Below are 18,046 nucleotides of genomic sequence, written 5' to 3'. Positions count from 1 at the left end.
CGGGCTACGTGCCGATCGTTGGGACCATCGTGGAGGACGGGAAGGTGATCCTGACCCAGCCTCTGCCCAAGCCGAAGCCCCAGAAGCCCTCCAAGCGCTGACCCGCCCATGCGGACCATCGGCTATTGCCGCCAGCGCGGCCTGCGCCTGCAGGCCGGCTGCAACGGGTGTCGAGCGCGCATCGAAGTGCCTTTGAGCGCCGTGTGCAGGGCCTTCAACGGCTGGACCGTCGAGGAGCTACAGCGCGCCGGCCACTTCGACTGCCCCACCTGCGGCCGCCCGCGCGGCGTCTCCGTCATGGGCCAGCTCTGGGGCCACGAAACCGACCTGGAGTGCTGGACCGACGGAGCCTGCCACTACCGGCCGCCGCGGACGGACGGGCTGTCGGCCTAAACCCAGTCGACGCCGATATGCCGCGCCACCTCGTTGGGGCGGGCGTGCGTCAACGCCTCTTCTAGCTGGTCCACCGTTCTTAGGGCTGACGCCTTGCTTTCTTCGACCGCCGCGCTGGTCGCCAGCGCCCCGGGACGATTGACAGAGTTGTAAAGCGCGGCGGCGGCCTCAAGCACAGCCACCATCGCCTGGTCTGTCTCGGAAGTCGGTTCGATGAGGCCGTGGATGTTTTCCATGGCGCTGCGGATATTCTTGAGGGGTGGCGGCGCGAACAGTGCTGTGGTCCGCTCGATCTGCCAGCGGGCGGCCTGAAGGTCGGCGGCCAGAGGGTGGTTCTCGGGTAGGCGCATGCTTGGGGTCCTCGTCTTGAGCGGCCCCATCCTCGCCGCGGTGCGGCTGGAGGTCAGGGCACTTTTGATGGCCCCGAGCTTCACATCACGACCTCAGAAGGTCACACCCCTCACATTGCGCGGCATTTTCAAACGACTCCGGAACCATCTGTCCGCTGCTCCGAAACCAAGTGTCGCGCTACAGACCCCCTCCGGCCCTTCGGGCCACCTCCCCCTCAAGGAGGGGGAGGATCTGCGCTGCGGTAATGGCGAGCTCAGTCCGGAAAGATGCTCCCCCTCAGCGAGGGGGAGCTGTCACCGAAGGTGACTGAGGGGGCCTAGGCTGCGCCGCCCAACTCACCCCGCCGGGACCAGCTTCAGGATGCGGCCCTGGGCGCTGTCGGTGGCGACGTAGATCGCCCCGTCGGGCCCGACCGCGACGTCGCGGATGCGCTCGCCGACATCGGTGAGCAGGCGGTCCTCGCCGGTCACGCGCTCGCCGTCGAGGGTCAGTCGGACGAGATGCTTGTCCTTCAGCGCGCCGACGAACAGGCTGCCCCGCCAGGCGGGGAACATGTCGCCCTGGTAGAAGACCATGCCGGAGGGCGCGATCACCGGATCCCAGTAATAGGCCGGCTGCTCCATCCCTTCCTTCTGGGTGAGGCCTTCGCCGATCGGACCGCCGGAATATTCCAGCCCGTAGGTGATGGTCGGCCAGCCGTAGTTCTTGCCGGCTTCGATGATGTTGAGCTCGTCGCCCCCGCGGGCGCCGTGCTCGATCTCCCACAGCTTGCCGGTCTCCGGGTGCAGGGCGGCGGCCTGCACGTTGCGGACTCCGAGCGCGAAGATCTCCGGCCGCGCGCCTTCCTGGCCGACGAAGGGGTTGTCTTCGGGGATCGAGCCGTCGGGATTGATCCGCACGATCTTGCCCAGTGCGGAGTCCATCTGCTGGGCCTGCACGCGGCCAGCCATGATCGAACGCTCGCCGAGCGCCACATAGAGATGGCCCTCGCGGTCGAAGACGAGCCGGCTGCCGAAGTGCTTGGTGGAATCCATCGCTGGCTGCTGCTGGTAGATGACCTGCACGTCCTCGACCCGCGGCGCGCCCCCGCCCTCGACGAGGCGTCCGCGGGCCACGGCGGTGGCGTTCTGACCGCCGCCGCGGGGCTCGGCATAGCTCCAGTAGATCAGCCGATTCTCGTCGAAGTCGGGATCGAGCACCACGTCCAGCAGGCCGCCCTGGTCGCGGGCGTCCACCTCGGGCAGGCCGGCGACCGGCTGCGAGAGCTCGCCGGCCCCGGTGACGATGCGCAGGCGGCCGGGCTTCTCGGTCACCAGCATGCGGCCGTCCGGCAGGAAGGTGACGGCCCAGGGCTTCTCCAGCCCGTCGGCGACGGTCACCACCTGATAGTCGACATCGGCCGAGACCTCCGGCGCGCGGGTCTGGCCGGGGAAGGCGGGCTGCTGCGACGGCGCGTTGGCCGGCCGGGTCTCCCACGGCTCGCCCGACGGCGCCGGGGCGGCGGACTGCTGGGCGTTTCCGTCCGAGCCGCCACAGGCGGCGAGAATGGCGGCGCAGGCGGTGGTGAGAAGCAGGTGTCGCACGAGCGGTCTCCCTTCGGTCCGGCTTTGCAAAGCGCGGCGGCTCAGATCGTTCCGGCGAGCGCCTCGAGCGCCTGCGCCGGGGCGGCGTCCTCCAGATGTATGAGCGACCACAGCGCGAAAAAGAGCAGCGGCCAGGCCTTCGAGGCCTCTCCGCTGCGGATGGCGGCTGCGGCCGCCTCCGCGCTCATCAGCCGCCGGACGGCGGCCACGTCGCCGATGCGCGCGGCGATCGCCTCGGCGCGCGGCGCGACCCAGGCGCCGACGGGGACGGTGAAGCCCTGCTTGCGCGCCCAGGGCTCGGCGGCCGGGCAGGCGCCCTCCAGCCACTTGCGCACCAGCCATTTGCCGTAGCGGCCCCGCACCTTGAACCGGTCGGGCAGGGGGAAGGCGAAGGCGGCGACCTCCGGGTCCAGGAAGGGCGTGCGTCCCTCCAGCCCATGCGCCATCAGGCAACGGTCGAGCTTGGTCAGCAGGTCGTTCGGCAGCCAGGTGGCGATGTCGGCGTACTGCGCCTGCTGCAGGCGGGTCAGGCCCGGCGGCGCCTTGGCCTGGGCGCGCCAGCGCTCAAGAGGGGCGGGGTCGTCGGGCCTGGGCTCGGCCGCCCGGCCGCCGAGCCAGGCCGGCCGCAGGGCGCGGCGGTAACGGCCATAGCCGCCGAAGAGCTCGTCGCCGCCCTCGCCGGTCAGCACGACGGTGAGCGTTCCCCTGGCCGCGGCGGCGAGCTTGTAGGTCGGCAGGGTCGCATAGTCGGCGGTGGGATCGTCCAGGGCGGCGGCCACGCCCGGCAGCAGGCTCCAGAAGTCCTCTTCGCCGAAGCGGATCTCGCGCCAGTCGAGGTCGAGGGCGCGGGCCACCCGCTCGGCCTGGCCGCGCTCGTCCCTGGCGCCGGGCGCTTCGAAGCCGCAGGTGAAGGCGGTGACCGGCCGTTCTTTCAGCCGGGCCATCAGGGTGGCCACGGCGGCGGAGTCGATCCCGCCGGAGAGGAAGAGGCCGTAGGGCACGTCCGAGCGCTGGTGGACGCGGACGCTGTCCTCCAGCACCGCGTCGAGCCGCCCGATCAGCGCCTGTTCGTCGGTGGGCGCGCGGCGGACGCCAGGCGCGGGCAGGGCGGACCGCACCTGGCGCGAGACGATGCGGCCGTCCGCCACTTCGCAGATCTCGCCCGGCGCCAGGCGGCGCACGCCGGGGAAGATGGTCTCCTCGCCCAGCGTGTAGCTGAAGGCCAGCAGTTCGCGCGCCGGCGCCTCCCGCATCTCCCGCGGCGCCAGGCCGGCGTCCAGGAAGGCCCGCGGCTGGGAGGCGAAGGCCAGGCCCGTCTCCAGCTCCATCACATAGAGCGGCTTGATGCCGAAGGGGTCGCGCGCCAGCCAGGTGCGGCCGTCGGCCCCGATCAGGCAGAACGCGTACATGCCGCGCAGCCGGCGGAAGGCGGCGGGGCCCTCCTTTTCGTAGAGATGCAGCAGGGGCTCGAAATCCGAGCCGGTGGCCAGGTCGCCCGCCAGGCCGAACTGCTCGGTCAGCTCCACATAGTTGTAGATCTCGCCATTGCCGATGACCGTGCCGCCCGCGGCGTGCAGGGGCTGCCAGCCGCCCTCGAGGTCGATGATGGAGAGCCGCGCATGGGCGAGCGAGGCGCCCGGCCGGTCCTCCACGCGCACGCCGTCCGGGCCGCGGTGGGTCAGGGCCTCGATCATCGGGCGGGCGGAGACCTCCCCGTCCAGAACGCCGGCGATGCCGCACATCAGCTCTCTCCGAAATCGGCGAAGAGCTCGCGCCACTGCGCGACCACGGCGGCCTGGCTGAATTCCGCCTCCACCCGGGCCAGGCCGTTCTGGGCCATGCGGATGCGCAGCATGGGCTCGTCCAGGGCGCGGCGGACGGCGGCGGCCAGGGCCTCGGCGTCGTCGACGGGGACGAGCAGGCCGTCCTCGCCGTCGGTGATCAGGGCGCCCGGCCCCTGGCTGGCGGCGGCCACCACGGGCAGGCCGTGTGCCCAGGCCTGGATCACCACATTTCCCAGCGGCTCGTAGCGCGAGGGGAAGACGCAGAGGTCGGCCGCCCGGTAGAGGGCCGAGGGATCGTTGCGCCAGCCCAGGAACCGCACGCGGTCGTTGACGCCCAGGCCGAGCGCCAGGGCTTTCAGCTTGGCCTCCTCCGGCCCGGCCCCGGCGATCCACAGATAGGCCTCGGGCAGGCGGGTCAGGGCGTTCAGCGTCACGTCATGGGCCTTGGCCTCGTGCAGCCGGCCCATGGAGAGCAGCAGGCAGGCGTCCCTGGGCGTGTTCAGGCTGGCGCGGTCGACCGGTCCGACCTCGGCGGGGGCGTCGGCGAAGTTGGGGATGTGGCGCACCTTACCGGCGGGCCAGCCCTGGGCCACGATCCAGTCGGCGATGTCCTCGGTGTTGGCCACCAGAAAGTCGAAGTCGCGGTAGTATTTCAGCTTGTAGTAGCCGCCCAGCCGGCCGATCCGCGCCCAGGGTCCCTTGGGCGTATGGCGCGCGGCCCGGTTCATCCAGGCGAGCGCCACCTTCACGTCGTGGGTTTGGGCGAAACGGGCGACCTTGCCGCGCGTGAAGAGGTCGAGCGGGCCGCCAAAGGCGAAGCAGTCGGTCGCCACGCCGGCGGCCTTCAGCGCCGCCTGCCGCCCCGCATGGGCGCGCAGGGCCGCGGCCTGGGCCACGCCGCCGGCCGAAAGGGCGCAGACCAGATCGACGAAGTAGGTCTCCGCCCCGCCGTCCCCGGCCGTTCCCAGAAGATGAAGCACGCTCATGCCGGGCGCGAACCTAGCCGGGCTTTTCGCCGCGCCCAAGCCGCTTGATGCAGCCTTCGGGAATCCCTATAAACCGCGCCTCGCGCGTCAGCGGCGCGAACCCGTGGCTGGGTAGCTCAGCTGGTTAGAGCGGTGGATTCATAACCCACAGGTCGGCGGTTCGAGCCCGCCCCCAGCTACCACACCTCCCCACCTATTGTTCTCGCAGCGTTCCGCGAGCAGCCCGTCCAGCGTGCCCTCAATCTGGATGTTGACGGAGCCGCCTCTCTCTTGGGTGAGCGGCGCGATGGAAACGCGCCGGACCAGACCGCGAACAGCCTCGCGAAGGCGGCGCGCCTCAGCCCTGCAGCTTAGCCACCGCCTCATCAAGCGCGACAATGAATCCGGATGCGTCGGAGAAGTAGTTGGTATAGGCCAGTTTGATCGCATCTTGCTGGCTTGCGCCGACAAGTACTACGTCCGCAACGTCCTGCAGTTCAGCTTCGACCTCTGAGTACCTGGAGACGGCGCTGGCGTTGTCAGCAAAACCTTCCGCGACAAGTTTTCCCTCCATATCGCCCGATGTGTAATTGATCAAAATGAAAAGGCGAGATGATCGCGCAAATCTCTGAAACTCAGAAGATGTCAAATTGCGGAGTCGCAATATCGCGTGAAGATCGCCTTCTAAATCATAATATTCACGAAGCAAATCTACGGTTGATAGATCGCCGCAAAATCCATCGCAATCCTCGTGAGCGCGAGCCAATATTTCGCTGCAAAGTAGGAACAATCTACTAATATCTTTGTTAGCTTGGCTAAATTTTAACCTAGTGGCATTAACAATATCGCTGATCTCTACCGCCGTCGCCCACGCATGCTGCACGACGGTTCTGTACTGAATCTCAACCCGTAGACCGTTCCATTTTACTCCACCCGTCGAGCCAACATTGTACTTGTAGGCGTCGTGGATCCCGCGATATCCGGAAGCCTTGGGCGTATCGATGTAGTTGTAACGGTCTTTTCCACCGACAAGCTCATGGGCAGCGCGTGAGGACAATACGCCCTCCCGAAAGGAGAACATTGTCGCGAGATCCGGGAAGATCAGTCGACAGCCTGCGATGTCGTGCATGCGAGAGAGCGACATGCCCTGCTCTCGCCCGAGCTTGTCGATAATCGTGGGCCTACGCTTCAGCCTCTGGGCGATCGTGATCTTCTCACCCTGCTCGAACCGGCTTCGACGGAAGCGCAAGGACGATTGAAAGGTGTTCAGCACATACAGGTGTGAAGCTCGCCAGTTGTCTAGAAGGGCCATGTCATTGGGGGTGCCACTGCCCGAACGAATACGCTCGCCCGCGCGATCCAACTGGCCTTTTGAGTATGCGCCAGGCTCAACGAATGGCATGCGCCCCTCCCAGTGAATGAGCTACTGATACAGTTCGGAACCGGTTCATCCATCGATTCTAGTAGAACTCGACCGTCTGTCTTCCAAGGGGACTGACGTTCTTTCAACGATCAAGCTCCTAGGGCATCAAGCGAGTTGCGCTCTAGCGGCTCTATGTGCGGCGGGGCTATCTGCCGGACGGCGCGGGCCTGACCTGGAACAACGAACCCGCCGAACCCGCCGAACCCGCCGAGCCCGGCGCCATGGTGCGGGTGGACGACGACCTCGTCCTTTGGCTGCGGAAGCCGCTGTAGGCACGGCCCCTCACCGCGTCGCGATCGACGCCCAACCCTCCGGCGCCGCGCCGCTCTTCGGGTCATGGCGCCACCAGCAGCCCTGGTGGGGCTGGTCGTGGGCGCGGGCGATGGGGAGGCCCTTGAGGTGGCAGAGCAGGAGGGTTCCGACGCCGCCGTGGGCGACGATGGCGACATCGCCGGGGCCGGGGTGAGCCTGCAGGGCCCTGGGCGGCGGCGGCCGTTTCCCAGCCGCGGACGCTCTCCTCCGGATGGGCGAAGAAGGCGTCAGCCAGGCGCTCGAACGGGTCGGGCGGGACGAAGCCGGTCGCGCTGCGGTCGTTCTCGCCGAGGTCCTCCCGGACCTGGACGGGCAGGCCGTGGCGGGCGGCAAGCAGGCCGGCGGCCTCGATGGCCTTCGTCTCCGTGCTGGCCCACACCGCCGAGACCCCCGCGACGACGTCGGAGGCGACGAAGGCCCGCATCCGCGCCACCCCGCGGTCGGACAGCCGCCAGCGCGGGACGGGAACGGCGGGATCGATCTCCACTTCGGGATGGGTGACGAAGATCAGGGCCATGGCGCGACGCTAGCCGCCGCCGGCCTGCGTGGACAGGTCGCTCGCGAGCCCCTACCACTTGGCGTTCGATGACATCGTTCTACGACCGCCACGTCCTGCCCCGCGTCATCTGCCTGGCCTGCGCCAGCCCGGCGGTCATGAAGCAGCGCGCCAAGGTCGTGCCCCTGGCCCGCGGCCGGGTGCTGGAGCTCGGCGTCGGCGGCGGGCTGAACCTCGCCTTCTACGATCCCGCCGGGGTCGATGAGGTGGTCGGCGTCGATCCTTCCGCCGAGTTGCGCGCGCGGGCCGCCGCCGCGCCCCGGGCGGAAGGATTGAAGGTCAGCCTCCTGGAGGGAACGGCCGAGGCCCTGCCGCTGGAGGATGGGAGCTTCGACACCGTCGTCTGCACCTTCACCCTCTGCTCGGTCGCCTCGCCGGCCGCCGCCCTGGCCGAGGCGCGGCGGGTGCTGAAGCCGTCCGGCCGCCTGCTCTTCTGCGAACATGGGCTGGCGCCCGATCCCGGCGTCGCCAGGTGGCAGCGCCGCGTCGAACCGGTGTGGAAGCGGCTGGCCGGCGGATGCCATCTGACTCGCCCGGTGGCCGGGACGATTCGCGGCGCCGGCCTGGCCATCGCGCGGCTGGAATCCATGTACCTGCCCAAGGCGCCGCGGATGCTCGGCTGGAACGAGTGGGGCGAGGCGCGGCCCGGATGAGACCGATGGCGCTGGCGGCGGGACGGTTTCGCGCCCTTGCACGGCCTCGGCGCCGCCCTGGCGCGCCCCAACCCCAGGACCCGAGATGCAGAGCGACCTGATCGACCGGATCTACGAATGCGCCGTCGTGCCTGAGCTGTGGCCCTCGGTGCTCGACGACCTGGCCCGGATGACCGACTGCCGGGGCGGGTTGCTGTTTTCCGCGCGCAAGGCGCTCTGCTGGACCGCCTCCGATTCCGTCCGCGACGTTTTCGAGGACTACGTCAACGACGGCTGGTTCATGCGCTGCCCGCGGCGTCCCTGCCTCATGAGCCAGGCTGCGCCGGCCTTCTTCGTCGAACAGGACTTCTGGAGCGAGGAGGAGATCGGCGCCGATCCCATCTATCGCGACTTCTTCCGTCCCCGCGGCCTGGGCTGGTCGGCCGGGACCGGCCTCCAGCTCCCCACCGGCGATTCCATCGTCTTCAGCGTCGAGCGCACGCTGGAGCGGGGACCGGTGGAGCCGGACCACGTCTCGGCGCTGAATGCTCTGCGGCCCCATCTGGCGCGGAGCGCCCTGGTCAGCGCACGGCTCAGCCTTCAGCGGGCGCAGGGCGCGCGCGAGGCGCTGGACGCCCTGCGCCTGCCGGCCCTGCTGCTGGACGAGACGGGGCGGGTGATCGAGGCCAACGCCTGGGCCGCCGACCAGACCGAGCAGGTCAAGTTCGGCGCGGGCCAGCGGCTGGCGCTCGCCGACAAGGCGGCGCAGGATCTGCTGAGCGCCGGCCTGAAGGCCATCCACGCCGAGCCGGGCGACAGCCGGTCCAGTTACCCCCTGCGGGACAGCCTGGGCCGGCCCGCCCTCGTGCTGCACCTCATTCCGGTCCGGCGCTCGGCGCACGACATCTTCGGCCAGAGTTTCGCCCTGCTTCTCATGACGCCGGTCTCGCGGGACCGGGCGCCGGCGGCCGACCTGCTGCGCTCGCTCTTCGATCTCACGCCGGCCGAGGCCCGCATCGCCCAGGGCGTCGCCCGCGGCCAGGGTCTGGAAGACCTGGCCGAGGCCGGCGGGGTCTCGCTCAATACGGTGCGCAACCAGCTGCGCCGGGTGCTGGAGAAAACAGGCTGCGCCCGCCAGGCGGAACTGGCCGCCCTGCTGGCTGGGGTGGCCCTGGGGACCGCATGAGCAGGGTTGCATTTTTTCCAGCGCCCGCGACGGTGGCGGCGTCGCTTCGTCCGGAGAAGATGCTCGCCCCATGCCCAGCCCGTTCGATCCCGCGCAGAAGAAGCTCGGCGCCGTCAGCTATGTGATCATGGCCGTCCTGGCCGTCGTCGTGCTGGGCGGCGTCTACGCCATGATGTCGCGCAGCCACGCCCAGGAGCTGGCGCGCTGGACGAGTTCGGGTCCGCCCTGCCCGGAAGGCGCCTCGCCCTATGCCGACGGAGCGCGCCCGAAGATGATGACCTTCGACTATGGCGGCGCCCAGATCAGCCGCCGCATCGGCCACGCCGACTGCGCCGAGCTGAAGGACGGGGTGTTGCCGGGCGGGGGCCTCTTCCACGCCTGCCACTTCACGGGGCCGGACGTGCTGCACGTGGTGAACGCAGGCGGCGAGAAGACCTATCGCGTGGGCGTCGGAAAGCCGGTCACCCTGACCCTGCGCGACGGCGGCGTCGGCTGCGCCATCGACCCGCCGGGCAGCCACCGCGCCGACTTCTGACCGCCGCCCGGAGGTTCTGGCTCAGGGCGTGTCCATACTGTAGGTTCGAACCCGGCGGCGGCCCTGGAGCCCTCGGCATATTGGTCGGACGGTCGCCGCAGCATCGAATTCGCCGCACGATTTCCCGGACGCCCATTACATGACCCCCGCTGACGATCTCCCGGCCACGGCCCGCCCCGCCATCGACAAGAAGGCCCTGCTCGAAAAGTACGTGGCCGAGCGCGACAAGCGGCTGCGGGCGGACGGCAATGCGCAGTATCTGCGGCTTGAGGGCCAGCTCTCCCACTATCTGGACGATCCCTACACTCCCTTCGTCGAGCGCGAGCCCAAGACCGATCACGTGACCTTCGCCTTCGTGGGCGGCGGGTTTGCGGGCCTGGTGACCGGGGCGCGGCTGGCGGAGGCCGGCGTCACCGACGTCCGGATCGTGGAGAAGGGCGGCGACTTCGGCGGCACCTGGTACTGGAACCGCTATCCGGGCGCCCAGTGCGACACGGCTTCGATGATCTACATGCCCCTGCTGGAGGAGACCGGGCATGTGCCGAGCGAGAAGTACGCCCACGCCCCGGAGATCCTGGCCCAGTGCCAGCGGATCGGCCGCCAGTACGGGCTCTACGACAACGCCCTCTTCCACACCGAGGTAGAAAGCCTGACCTGGGACGCGGGGCGGAGCCGCTGGATCGTCCGCACCAATCGCGGCGACGCCTTCACCGCCAGCTTCATCGGCCTGGGCACAGGGCCCCTGCACGTGCCCAAGCTTCCCGGCATTCCGGGGATCGGCGACTTCAAGGGCCACGCCTTCCACACCAGCCGCTGGGACTATGGCTACACCGGCGGCGATCCGTCCGGCGCCCTGATGGAGAAGCTGGCCGACAAGCGGGTGGCGATCATCGGCACCGGGGCGACCTCGGTGCAGGCCGTGCCCCACCTGTCGCGCGCCTGCGGGACCCTCTATGTCGTCCAGCGTACGCCGTCGTCGGTGGACGTGCGCGACAACCGGCCGATCGACGTCGACTGGTTCCGGTCGGTCGCCACGCCCGGCTGGCAGCAGCGCTGGCTGGAGAACTTCACCGCCAACCAGGCCGGCGGGACCGCGGACGAGGACCTCGTCATGGACGGCTGGACGGACCTGTCCCGTCGCATCCGCGCCAAGATCGGCGAACTGCCCGCCGACCAGCGGACGCCGCGCAACATGCTCGCCGCCTTCGAGGACTCCGACTTCGAGAAGATGGAGGAGATCCGCGCCCGCGTGGATTCCATCGTCTCCGATCACGAGACGGCGCAGAAGCTGAAAGCCTGGTACCGCCAGCTCTGCAAGCGGCCCTGCTTCCACGACGCCTATCTGCAGAGCTTCAACAATCCCAACACCCACCTCGTCGACACCGACGGCAAGGGCGTGGAGCGCATCACGGAGAAGGGCTTCGTTGTCGCCGGCGTCGAGTATGAGGTCGACTGCATCATCTACGCCTCAGGTTTTGAGGTGGGCACCGAATACACCCGCCGCGCCGGCTTCGACCTGACCGGCCGCGACGGCGTGAAGCTGTCGGAAGCCTGGGGCGAGGGGATGAAGAGCCTGCACGGGATCCACGTCCACGGCTTCCCGAACGCCTTCTTCGTCCAGCCGACGCAGGGCGCGAACCTGATCTCCAACATCCCGCACAACCTGACCGAGTCCGGGCGGACCATCGCCATGACGGTGAAGCACGCCCTCGAGCGCGGCGCGAAGGAGGTCGAGGTCACGGAGGCTGCGCAAGCAGCCTGGGTCGACCTCCTGCTCACGGGCATGGGCCGCATGATGGGCGCGCCGGACTGCACGCCGGGCTATTACAACAACGAGGGCCAGGATCCGGGGCCGGCGGCGCGCCTCAACGTCGGCTATCCGCACGGGGCCAGCGCCTTCTTCAAATATATCGAGGGCTGGCGCAGTTCCGGGCAGTTCGAGGGGCTCGCCTTCCGCTAGGGCGGCCTCGCCGGCGTTAACCTCTGGGCAAGATTTGCGCCCCTAAGTCCCGGCCCTTCGGGATTCCACCGTTCGGAATCCCAGGGCGTCCCGGGGGGGATCAATGAAAGTTTGGCTGCGCGCGGCTTCGGTCGCGGCGATTGCGTACGGGCTGACTCCGGCTGTCGGTCAGGCCCAGAGTCTCGACGATGTTCTGCGCCGGCTGGAGCGGCTGGAGCAGGAAAACCAGGCGCTCCGCCAGGAGGTGGAGAGCCTCAAGGCCGGCGGCGCGCCGGTCCTGCCCGGGCCCGTCGCCACCGCACCGGCCGCCGCGGCCGATGCGCCGCCGGCCGTGCCGGTTCCCGAGGTCGAGGCGCCGACGCCCGTCAACGACACGGTCGAGGCCCGTGTCGAGCTGAATTCCGGCTACTTCATCAGCCGGGCCAGCGACGTCACCTACCGCATGCTCGACCCGACCACCCATACGAGCCGCAAGCCGCTGATGCTGCTGGACGCGCGCCGCCAGGGCGACCTGCGCGACGGCGGCGTCTATCTGGGCGGGGCGATCACCGCCCTGGTCGACTATCAGGAGACGAACCGGAACTCGAAGTTCGGCTACCTGATGCGCCATCCCACCTCGGCCAACCAGATCGGCGAGACGGCGTCCGAAGCGGTGCTGCACTCGGCCCAGCTCAGCGTCACGGCCAATGTGACGCCCTGGATCACGGCCTATGCCGAGCTGCTCTACGATCCGGAGCAGAGCTTCGGCTCGGGCACCATCACCGCGCTCACCCGCAACCAGATGCAGCTGCGCAAGGGCTATGTCCTGTTCGGCGATCTGGCGGAAAGCCCCTGGTACGCGGCCGTCGGCAAGATGGAGGCGCCCTTCGGCCTGATGGACACGGTCAGCCCCTTCACGGCCTCGACCGTCTGGCACGCCTTCGGCGGCCTCGCCTGGGGCGCGCTCGCCGGCTATTCGGGCGATGGCCTGAACGTGGCGGTCGAAGCGGTGCAGGGCGGCTCGCAGTTCCGCTCGGTGGCCACCTCGGTGGAGGGCACGAACGTGCCGAGCCGCCTGAACAACTTCGTGGTCGACGCCAACTACACCTTCGACCTGGGCGGGGAGGGGCGCGACCTGATGGCCGGCGCCTCCTATCTGCACGGCAGCGCCTACTGCCACGCCTTCCCGGTGGTGCATTTCAACCCGTGCGTGGACGACAATCCGGCCTACGCCGTCTATGGCCAGCTCCACTACGACCGCTGGACCGCCAACGCCGAGTTCGCCAAGACGCTCGAGGAGTGGCCGGGCACCTTCAATCCGACCCCGCCGCTGAACCAGTTCGAGGCCAGCAAGGTGACGAGCTGGGGCGTCGGCGCCCGCTACGCCGCCGACCTGGGCGGCCACGAGCTGCACCTATCCGGCGAGTTCTCCACCTACATCGCCGGGCCCGAGGGCGCGCCCTGGCATCGGCAGGACCAGCTGGTCTTCGGCCTCGCCGCCTTCCCGGCTTCGCACGTGAAGCTGTTCTCCGAGGTGGTGCTGGTGAAGGGATACGTGCCGCTCAACTTCCTCAGCGGCGGCAACCTCGGGCCGGGCGTGACCTGGAGCGACGCCGACGGCCGCACCACGGTCCTCCTGGCCGGCGCCAACGTCGCCTTCTAGGGCGCGGCCTGGCGCAGCGCCTCGTAGCAGGCGTCCCAGACCGGCTCGCCGCCGAAGTGCTCCAGCAGGACTTCGGTCAGCCGGCGGACCTTGCGCGGCGCATGGTCGGCCGGCGGCGGACGCACGACATAGAGGCCGGCCTCCGGGATGGGGTGGTCGCGCACCAGGGCGACGAGTTCGCCCGAGGCGATGGCCGGACCGCACAGGAAGGTCGGCAGCATGGCCACGCCCACCCCGGCCACGGCGGCGGCCAGAAGCGCCTGGCCGCTATCGGCCTGGAAGCGGATCCTTGGGCGCAGGGCGAGCGCCCGCGCGCCTTCGCCGAAGCGCCACACCTCGTCGGGCTGGCCCACGGCGTCGTGGCGCTGAAGGTCCTGCGGCGTCTCCGGGGTTCCATGCCGGGCCAGGTAGTCCGGGCTGGCCACCACGGCGATGGCGATCGGCGCGATCCGCCGCGCGATCAGGCTCGAGTCCGGCAGGCGGCCGATCCGGATGGCCGCGTCGAAGCGTTCGCCGATCAGGTCCACATAGCGGTCGCTGTAGGAGGCCTGGATCTCGAGCTTCGGATGCCGCAGCGCGAAGTCGGCCAGGACCGGGCCCAGGTGCGTCGCCCCGAAGCTGAGCGGCGCCGACAGGCGCAGGCGTCCGCGGACCTCGTCGCCCTGGCTGACGGCCTCGCGCGCGGCCTCGACTTCACCCTGGATGGTTTCGGCGTGCCGCAGGAAGGCTTCGCCGGCCTCGGTCAGCGACACCCCGCGCGTGGTCCGCGCCAGAAGCTGCGCGCCCAGGGCGTCCTCCAGCCGCGACAGCCTGCGGCTGATGATGGACTTGGAGAGGCCCAGGCGCTCGCCGGCCCGGGTCAGGCCGCCGCTCTCGGCCACCTCGGCGAAGGTGAGGATATCCTCGAGATCCAGCATCGTCGTTCCTGATTGTGGAACGGACAGTCTCCCATTTCGGCCCTACTGTCGCTAGTGGGGCAACGCCACTTCCGTCCTGTCAGACAACACCGACGACAGGAGAGCGTCATGTCCAACCTTCTCGTGATCAACAGTTCCTCCAGCGGGGCGGAGTCCGTGTCGCGCCTGCTGGTGGAGGACGCCGTCGCCGCCCTCCTGAAGCAGACGCCCGACGCGCGCGTCGTCCGGCGAGATCTGGGCGAGACGCCGGTTCCGCACCTCACCACGGCGAGCCTCGCCGGGGTGCGCGGGACGCCGGAGACCGACGCCCATCACGCCGCCCGGGCGCTGTCCGACGAACTGATCGCCGAGCTGAGGGCCGCCGACACCATCGTCATCGGCGCGCCGATGTACAATTTCGGCCTGCCGACCCCGCTGCGCGCCTGGTTCGACCACGTGCTGCGCGCCGGCGAGACCTTCTCCTACTCCGAGGCGGGGCCCAAGGGGCTGCTGGAGGGCAAGAGGGTGATCGTCGTGGAAAGCCGCGGCGGCCTCTACAGCGAGGGCCCGGCCCAGGCCATCGACTTCCAGGAACCCTATCTGCGCCAGCTTCTGGGCTTCATCGGCCTCACCGACGTGACCGTCGTGCGGGCCGAGAAGATCGGCTTCGGCCCTGAGGCGCGCGCCGCGGCCATCGAGGGCGCCCGCGCCCAGATCGCGGGCCTGACCCGGACCGCCGCTCAGGCGGCCTGATGATGGTCCGCCGGGCGGCCGACAGCGCCGGCGGCCGCCCCCGACCTCAGATGTCGAGCCGATAGACGCGACGGGCCGTCCCTGCGAAGAGGGCGGCCTTTTCGTCGTCCGAGGCGCCGGCGGCCAGGCGCTTGAACACGTTCCAGAGGGTGACGTAGTCGCAGGTTCCCGCGTCGACGGGGAAGTTGCTCTCGAACATGCAGCGGTGCGCGCCGAAAGCCTCGATGCACGTCTCCACATAGGGCCGCCACGCCTCGGCGAGCTCCGCCGATGTGGACGGCCGGGGGGCCATGAAGGACGGGAATCCGGCGAACGGCATGGCCAGCCCGCCCAGCTTGCAGAAGACGGCCGGCGACTTGGCCAGTTCGAAGATGTTGTCGCGCCAGATCCCGAACCGCTCCTCCCGCCGGCCGGCATAGGCGCCTGTGCCGAGCGGCGTGCCCACATGGTCCAGCACGATGGTCGTCTCGGGAAAGGCGCGGGCGAGGTCGATCAGGTCCGGCAGTTGCGGCTCCAGCAGCCAGGCGTCGAAGGACAGGCGCCGGGGCGCAAGTTCCGCAAAGCCCGCACGAAAGGCCTCGGCCCGGTAGAGTCCGGCCGGACTGCGCGCCAGATAGCCGAGGATGCTGGGATCGGCGTCGTAGGAGGCGCTGTTGCGCACGCCCCGGAACCGGCCGCCGCCGGCGGCGAGGTGCGCGTCCAGGACGGGGCCGACGGCCGCGCCCAGAGTCAGGTCGGCGCGCCCGACGATGCCGGCGCAGGCGCGGGCCGCCCCATAGAGGCCGCTGGCGAACATGGCCGCCACGCCGTTGACGAACTCCGTCTCGCCGACGGGCCGCATCTGGACGGGCCCCTCCGCGCGGTGCATGGCGCTGCACTCCACGAAGACGGTGCCGATCACCCTGTGTCCGGCGTTCAGGTCCGCCGCCAGTTCGTCGGCCATGTAGTGCGGCGAGCGCCAGAGGGTGACCTCGAACGGATGCTCCGGCGGCGGGCTGGCGGCCGGGTAGCGCCCCCTCAGATCCCAGAGATGGTGGTGGGGATCGATGATGGGCAGATCAGGATCGAGGATTTCCTCGGCCGGGGTCATGGGGCTCTCCGAGTGAACGGGCGCCGGATCGGGCGCCCTGCGGCAATTGGACGCTCATCGGGACGAACTTGGAAAGGCTTCGTCAGGACTCGGCGTATCAATGTTCATCCGACGACGTTAGAGAGGCGGCACGGCTTGCGGATCCTCAATCTGGCCCGGACAAGAACGGCCGAGGTCGCTCCGGAGGCGCTTGCGCAGGCCCAGACGCCGGTGCTGCGAGGATACCTGCTGGCGGCCGGCCTCTACTACGTCATCGTCAGCCTCTCGCATCCGTTCTTCGAGGAAGGGGTCGCCCTGGCCGTCCTGGCGGGACTGTCGCTCCTGGCGGCCGGGTGCGCTCTTGGGCTGTGGTGGCGCTTCGGCGCGCCGGTGCGGCTCGTGTATCTGGAGCTCGGCGCCCTGGCGATGAACGGCCTCTTCATGGCCAATGTGGTCGCCTATCAGCTGCTGCACTTCGAGGCGCTGAAGCTCATCTATTTCGTGCTGATGGCGCTGGTCTTCGCCACCTCGGCGCCCACGCGCCGGGTGGCCTATGTGAGCACGGCCGCGGCGATCATCGGACTGGTCCTCATGGCGGGGGAAGCGCCGGAGCCGGTGATCAGCCACTATGGCTATGTGGGCCTGGCCAGCATGTTCGCGGCCATCGGCATGTCGACCCTGATGCGCGGGGCTGTCCAGCGGGAGATCCGGGCCCGCCTGGCCTCGGAGGAACTCAACGAGGCGCTGCGGCGGGAGCTGGACCGCAACAGGGCTCTGACCCGCGAGGCTCAGGAACTGGCGATCGCCGCCCACGCCGCGGACCGGGCGAAGGGCGAATTCCTGGCCACGATGAGCCACGAGATCCGCACGCCCCTGAACGGCGTGCTGGGCATGATCCAGATCATGCAGCGCGACCGCCTCTCGGAGCCCCAGCGGGAGCGGCTGGGCGTCGCGCGTCAGGCGGCCACCGACCTTCTCGACATCCTCAACGCCGTGCTCGACATCTCGAAGATCGAGTCCGGTCAGATGACCGTCAGTCCCGCGCCTTTCGAGACGCGACGCTTCGCCGAAACGCTCCGCCGCCTCTATGGCCAGATCGCCGCGGAGAAGGGGCTGCGCTTCGAACTCGCCGTCGACGCCGCCGAGGGCGAGCGGCGGTTCGGCGACGAGGTGCGCCTGCGGCAGGTGATCAGCAACCTGATCGCCAACGCCCTGAAGTTCACGACCAGCGGCGGCGTCAGCGTGCATATCGACGGCGATCACGAGACGCTCACCTTCTTCGTGGCCGATACGGGCCCGGGCATCCCGACTGACAGACAGACCCACGTCTTCGAGCGGTTCGTCCAGGCGGACGGATCGAACACGCGCCGCGCCGGCGGCACGGGCCTGGGGCTCGCCATCTGCCGCGAGCTTGTCCTGCTGATGGGCGGCGCCATCCGCTTCGAAAGCGAGCCCGGACGCGGCACCCGCTTCGACGTCACCTTGCCGATGCCGCGCCTCTCGCAGGCGGCCGCCGGCGGCGGGGCGGGGCGTACGGCCGCGGCCGCCGCCCTGGCGCCCGGCAGCCGCGTCCTGATCGTCGACGACGGTCCGGCCAACCGCGTCGTGCTCCAGGCGCTGCTGGAGGACGCCGGGTTTGACTGCACCTGCGCCGCCGACGGCCAGGAGGCGGTGGAGATGTCCGCCATAGCGCCGTTCGACGTCATCCTCATGGACGTTCACATGCCGGGCCTGGACGGGCTGGAGGCGACCCGCCGCATTCGCGCCCGGGAGGCGGGACAGGCCGCGCGGGGCGCGCCGGTGGTGGCGGTGACGGCGAGCGTGCTGGCGCATGAGAAGGAGCGCTATCTGGCCTGCGGCTTCGACGCGGTCGTCCCGAAGCCGGTCGAGCTGGAGGTCCTTCTGGAGGTCATGGCCGAAGCCTGCGCACGGCGCCGGTCGAGGCTGCGGGCCAGCGCCTGAACCTCACCGCGGCATAGCCCGAGGACGAAGGCGCCGCATCGCCA

Annotated in this window: 17 protein-coding genes and 1 tRNA gene; 10 read left to right on the top strand and 8 right to left on the bottom strand. The window is 69.7% G+C overall.

What is annotated here, in order from left to right; genetic code table 11:
* Positions 1-108 precede the first annotated feature (108 nt).
* Entirely contained in the window at positions 109-393 is a 285-nt protein-coding gene (locus H2041_RS01245) for a hypothetical protein (RefSeq protein ID WP_293408579.1), read from the top strand.
* Here H2041_RS01245 and H2041_RS01240 read toward each other — a convergent pair.
* From H2041_RS01240 to H2041_RS01225, 4 genes are all read right to left on the bottom strand, one after another.
* Positions 390-743, bottom strand: coding sequence for a hypothetical protein (locus H2041_RS01240; protein WP_293408577.1), 354 nt, complete (start codon positions 741-743; stop codon positions 390-392). The two genes, H2041_RS01245 and H2041_RS01240, sit on opposite strands and share 4 nt — an antisense overlap.
* 336 nt (positions 744-1,079) lie before the next feature.
* Positions 1,080-2,327: a PQQ-dependent sugar dehydrogenase gene (locus H2041_RS01235; protein ID WP_293408575.1), complete on the bottom strand. Its 1,248-nt coding sequence runs from the start codon at positions 2,325-2,327 to the stop codon at positions 1,080-1,082.
* A 41-nt stretch (positions 2,328-2,368) separates the two neighbouring features.
* Positions 2,369-4,069: an asparagine synthase (glutamine-hydrolyzing) gene (gene asnB / locus H2041_RS01230; protein WP_293408573.1), complete on the bottom strand. Its 1,701-nt coding sequence runs from the start codon at positions 4,067-4,069 to the stop codon at positions 2,369-2,371.
* A complete protein-coding gene (locus tag H2041_RS01225; RefSeq protein WP_293408571.1) occupies positions 4,069-5,097 on the bottom strand; it encodes a glycosyltransferase in 1,029 nt (342 codons plus the stop codon). The genes asnB and H2041_RS01225 overlap by 1 nt, the downstream gene beginning before the upstream one ends.
* Positions 5,098-5,202: 105 nt before the next feature.
* Here H2041_RS01225 and H2041_RS01220 point away from each other — a divergent pair.
* A tRNA-Met gene (locus H2041_RS01220) sits at positions 5,203-5,279 on the top strand.
* Positions 5,280-5,434: 155 nt separating this feature from the next.
* Here H2041_RS01220 and H2041_RS01215 read toward each other — a convergent pair.
* Positions 5,435-6,478 (bottom strand): RelA/SpoT domain-containing protein, encoded by a 1,044-nt coding sequence (locus H2041_RS01215; RefSeq protein WP_293408569.1) that lies wholly within the window; start codon positions 6,476-6,478, stop codon positions 5,435-5,437.
* A 155-nt stretch (positions 6,479-6,633) separates the two neighbouring features.
* On the opposite strand from H2041_RS01215, the gene H2041_RS01210 reads away from it, so the two are divergent.
* Positions 6,634-6,771 carry a hypothetical protein gene (locus H2041_RS01210; protein ID WP_293408567.1) on the top strand — a complete coding sequence of 46 codons (138 nt, stop codon included), beginning with the start codon at positions 6,634-6,636 and terminating at the stop codon, positions 6,769-6,771.
* A 62-nt stretch (positions 6,772-6,833) separates the two neighbouring features.
* Here the strand turns inward: H2041_RS01210 and H2041_RS01205 are convergent, their stop codons facing one another.
* Positions 6,834-7,328: a histidine phosphatase family protein gene (locus H2041_RS01205; RefSeq protein WP_293408565.1), complete on the bottom strand. Its 495-nt coding sequence runs from the start codon at positions 7,326-7,328 to the stop codon at positions 6,834-6,836.
* Between the two features lie 68 nt (positions 7,329-7,396).
* Here H2041_RS01205 and H2041_RS01200 point away from each other — a divergent pair, with 68 nt between their 5' ends.
* The 5 genes from H2041_RS01200 to H2041_RS01180 all read left to right on the top strand — a co-directional run bounded on the left by H2041_RS01200 (position 7,397) and on the right by H2041_RS01180 (position 13,322).
* Positions 7,397-8,020 carry a class I SAM-dependent methyltransferase gene (locus H2041_RS01200; RefSeq protein WP_293408563.1) on the top strand — a complete coding sequence of 208 codons (624 nt, stop codon included), beginning with the start codon at positions 7,397-7,399 and terminating at the stop codon, positions 8,018-8,020.
* A gap of 85 nt (positions 8,021-8,105) precedes the next feature.
* A complete protein-coding gene (locus H2041_RS01195) occupies positions 8,106-9,185 on the top strand; it encodes a hypothetical protein (RefSeq protein ID WP_293408561.1) in 1,080 nt (359 codons plus the stop codon).
* A 70-nt stretch (positions 9,186-9,255) separates the two neighbouring features.
* Positions 9,256-9,720 carry a hypothetical protein gene (locus H2041_RS01190; protein WP_293408559.1) on the top strand — a complete coding sequence of 155 codons (465 nt, stop codon included), beginning with the start codon at positions 9,256-9,258 and terminating at the stop codon, positions 9,718-9,720.
* Between the two features lie 139 nt (positions 9,721-9,859).
* On the top strand, positions 9,860-11,680 hold the full coding sequence (locus tag H2041_RS01185; RefSeq protein ID WP_293408557.1) for an NAD(P)/FAD-dependent oxidoreductase: 1,821 nt from the start codon (positions 9,860-9,862) through the stop codon (positions 11,678-11,680).
* A gap of 103 nt (positions 11,681-11,783) precedes the next feature.
* A complete protein-coding gene (locus H2041_RS01180; RefSeq protein WP_293408555.1) occupies positions 11,784-13,322 on the top strand; it encodes a hypothetical protein in 1,539 nt (512 codons plus the stop codon).
* On the opposite strand, the gene H2041_RS01175 is transcribed toward H2041_RS01180, so the two are convergent.
* Positions 13,319-14,239: a LysR family transcriptional regulator gene (locus H2041_RS01175; protein WP_293408553.1), complete on the bottom strand. Its 921-nt coding sequence runs from the start codon at positions 14,237-14,239 to the stop codon at positions 13,319-13,321. The two genes, H2041_RS01180 and H2041_RS01175, sit on opposite strands and share 4 nt — an antisense overlap.
* A gap of 108 nt (positions 14,240-14,347) precedes the next feature.
* Between H2041_RS01175 and H2041_RS01170 the strand changes: the two genes are divergently transcribed.
* Positions 14,348-14,971: an FMN-dependent NADH-azoreductase gene (locus H2041_RS01170; protein ID WP_293408551.1), complete on the top strand. Its 624-nt coding sequence runs from the start codon at positions 14,348-14,350 to the stop codon at positions 14,969-14,971.
* A gap of 46 nt (positions 14,972-15,017) precedes the next feature.
* On the opposite strand, the gene H2041_RS01165 is transcribed toward H2041_RS01170, so the two are convergent.
* Entirely contained in the window at positions 15,018-16,061 is a 1,044-nt protein-coding gene (locus H2041_RS01165; protein WP_293408549.1) for an amidohydrolase, read from the bottom strand.
* A gap of 135 nt (positions 16,062-16,196) precedes the next feature.
* On the opposite strand from H2041_RS01165, the gene H2041_RS01160 reads away from it, so the two are divergent.
* The gene (locus tag H2041_RS01160) at positions 16,197-18,002 is read left to right on the top strand and encodes an ATP-binding protein (RefSeq protein WP_293408547.1); all 1,806 of its coding nucleotides are present in this window, start codon (positions 16,197-16,199) and stop codon (positions 18,000-18,002) included.
* Positions 18,003-18,046 lie beyond the last annotated feature (44 nt).

Origin of the sequence: Phenylobacterium sp., assembly GCF_013911965.1 — a bacterium.
Taxonomy (GTDB): domain Bacteria; phylum Pseudomonadota; class Alphaproteobacteria; order Caulobacterales; family Caulobacteraceae; genus Phenylobacterium.
Note: the sequence above shows the minus strand (reverse complement) of the source record. Positions and strands in the feature narration are given on the sequence as shown.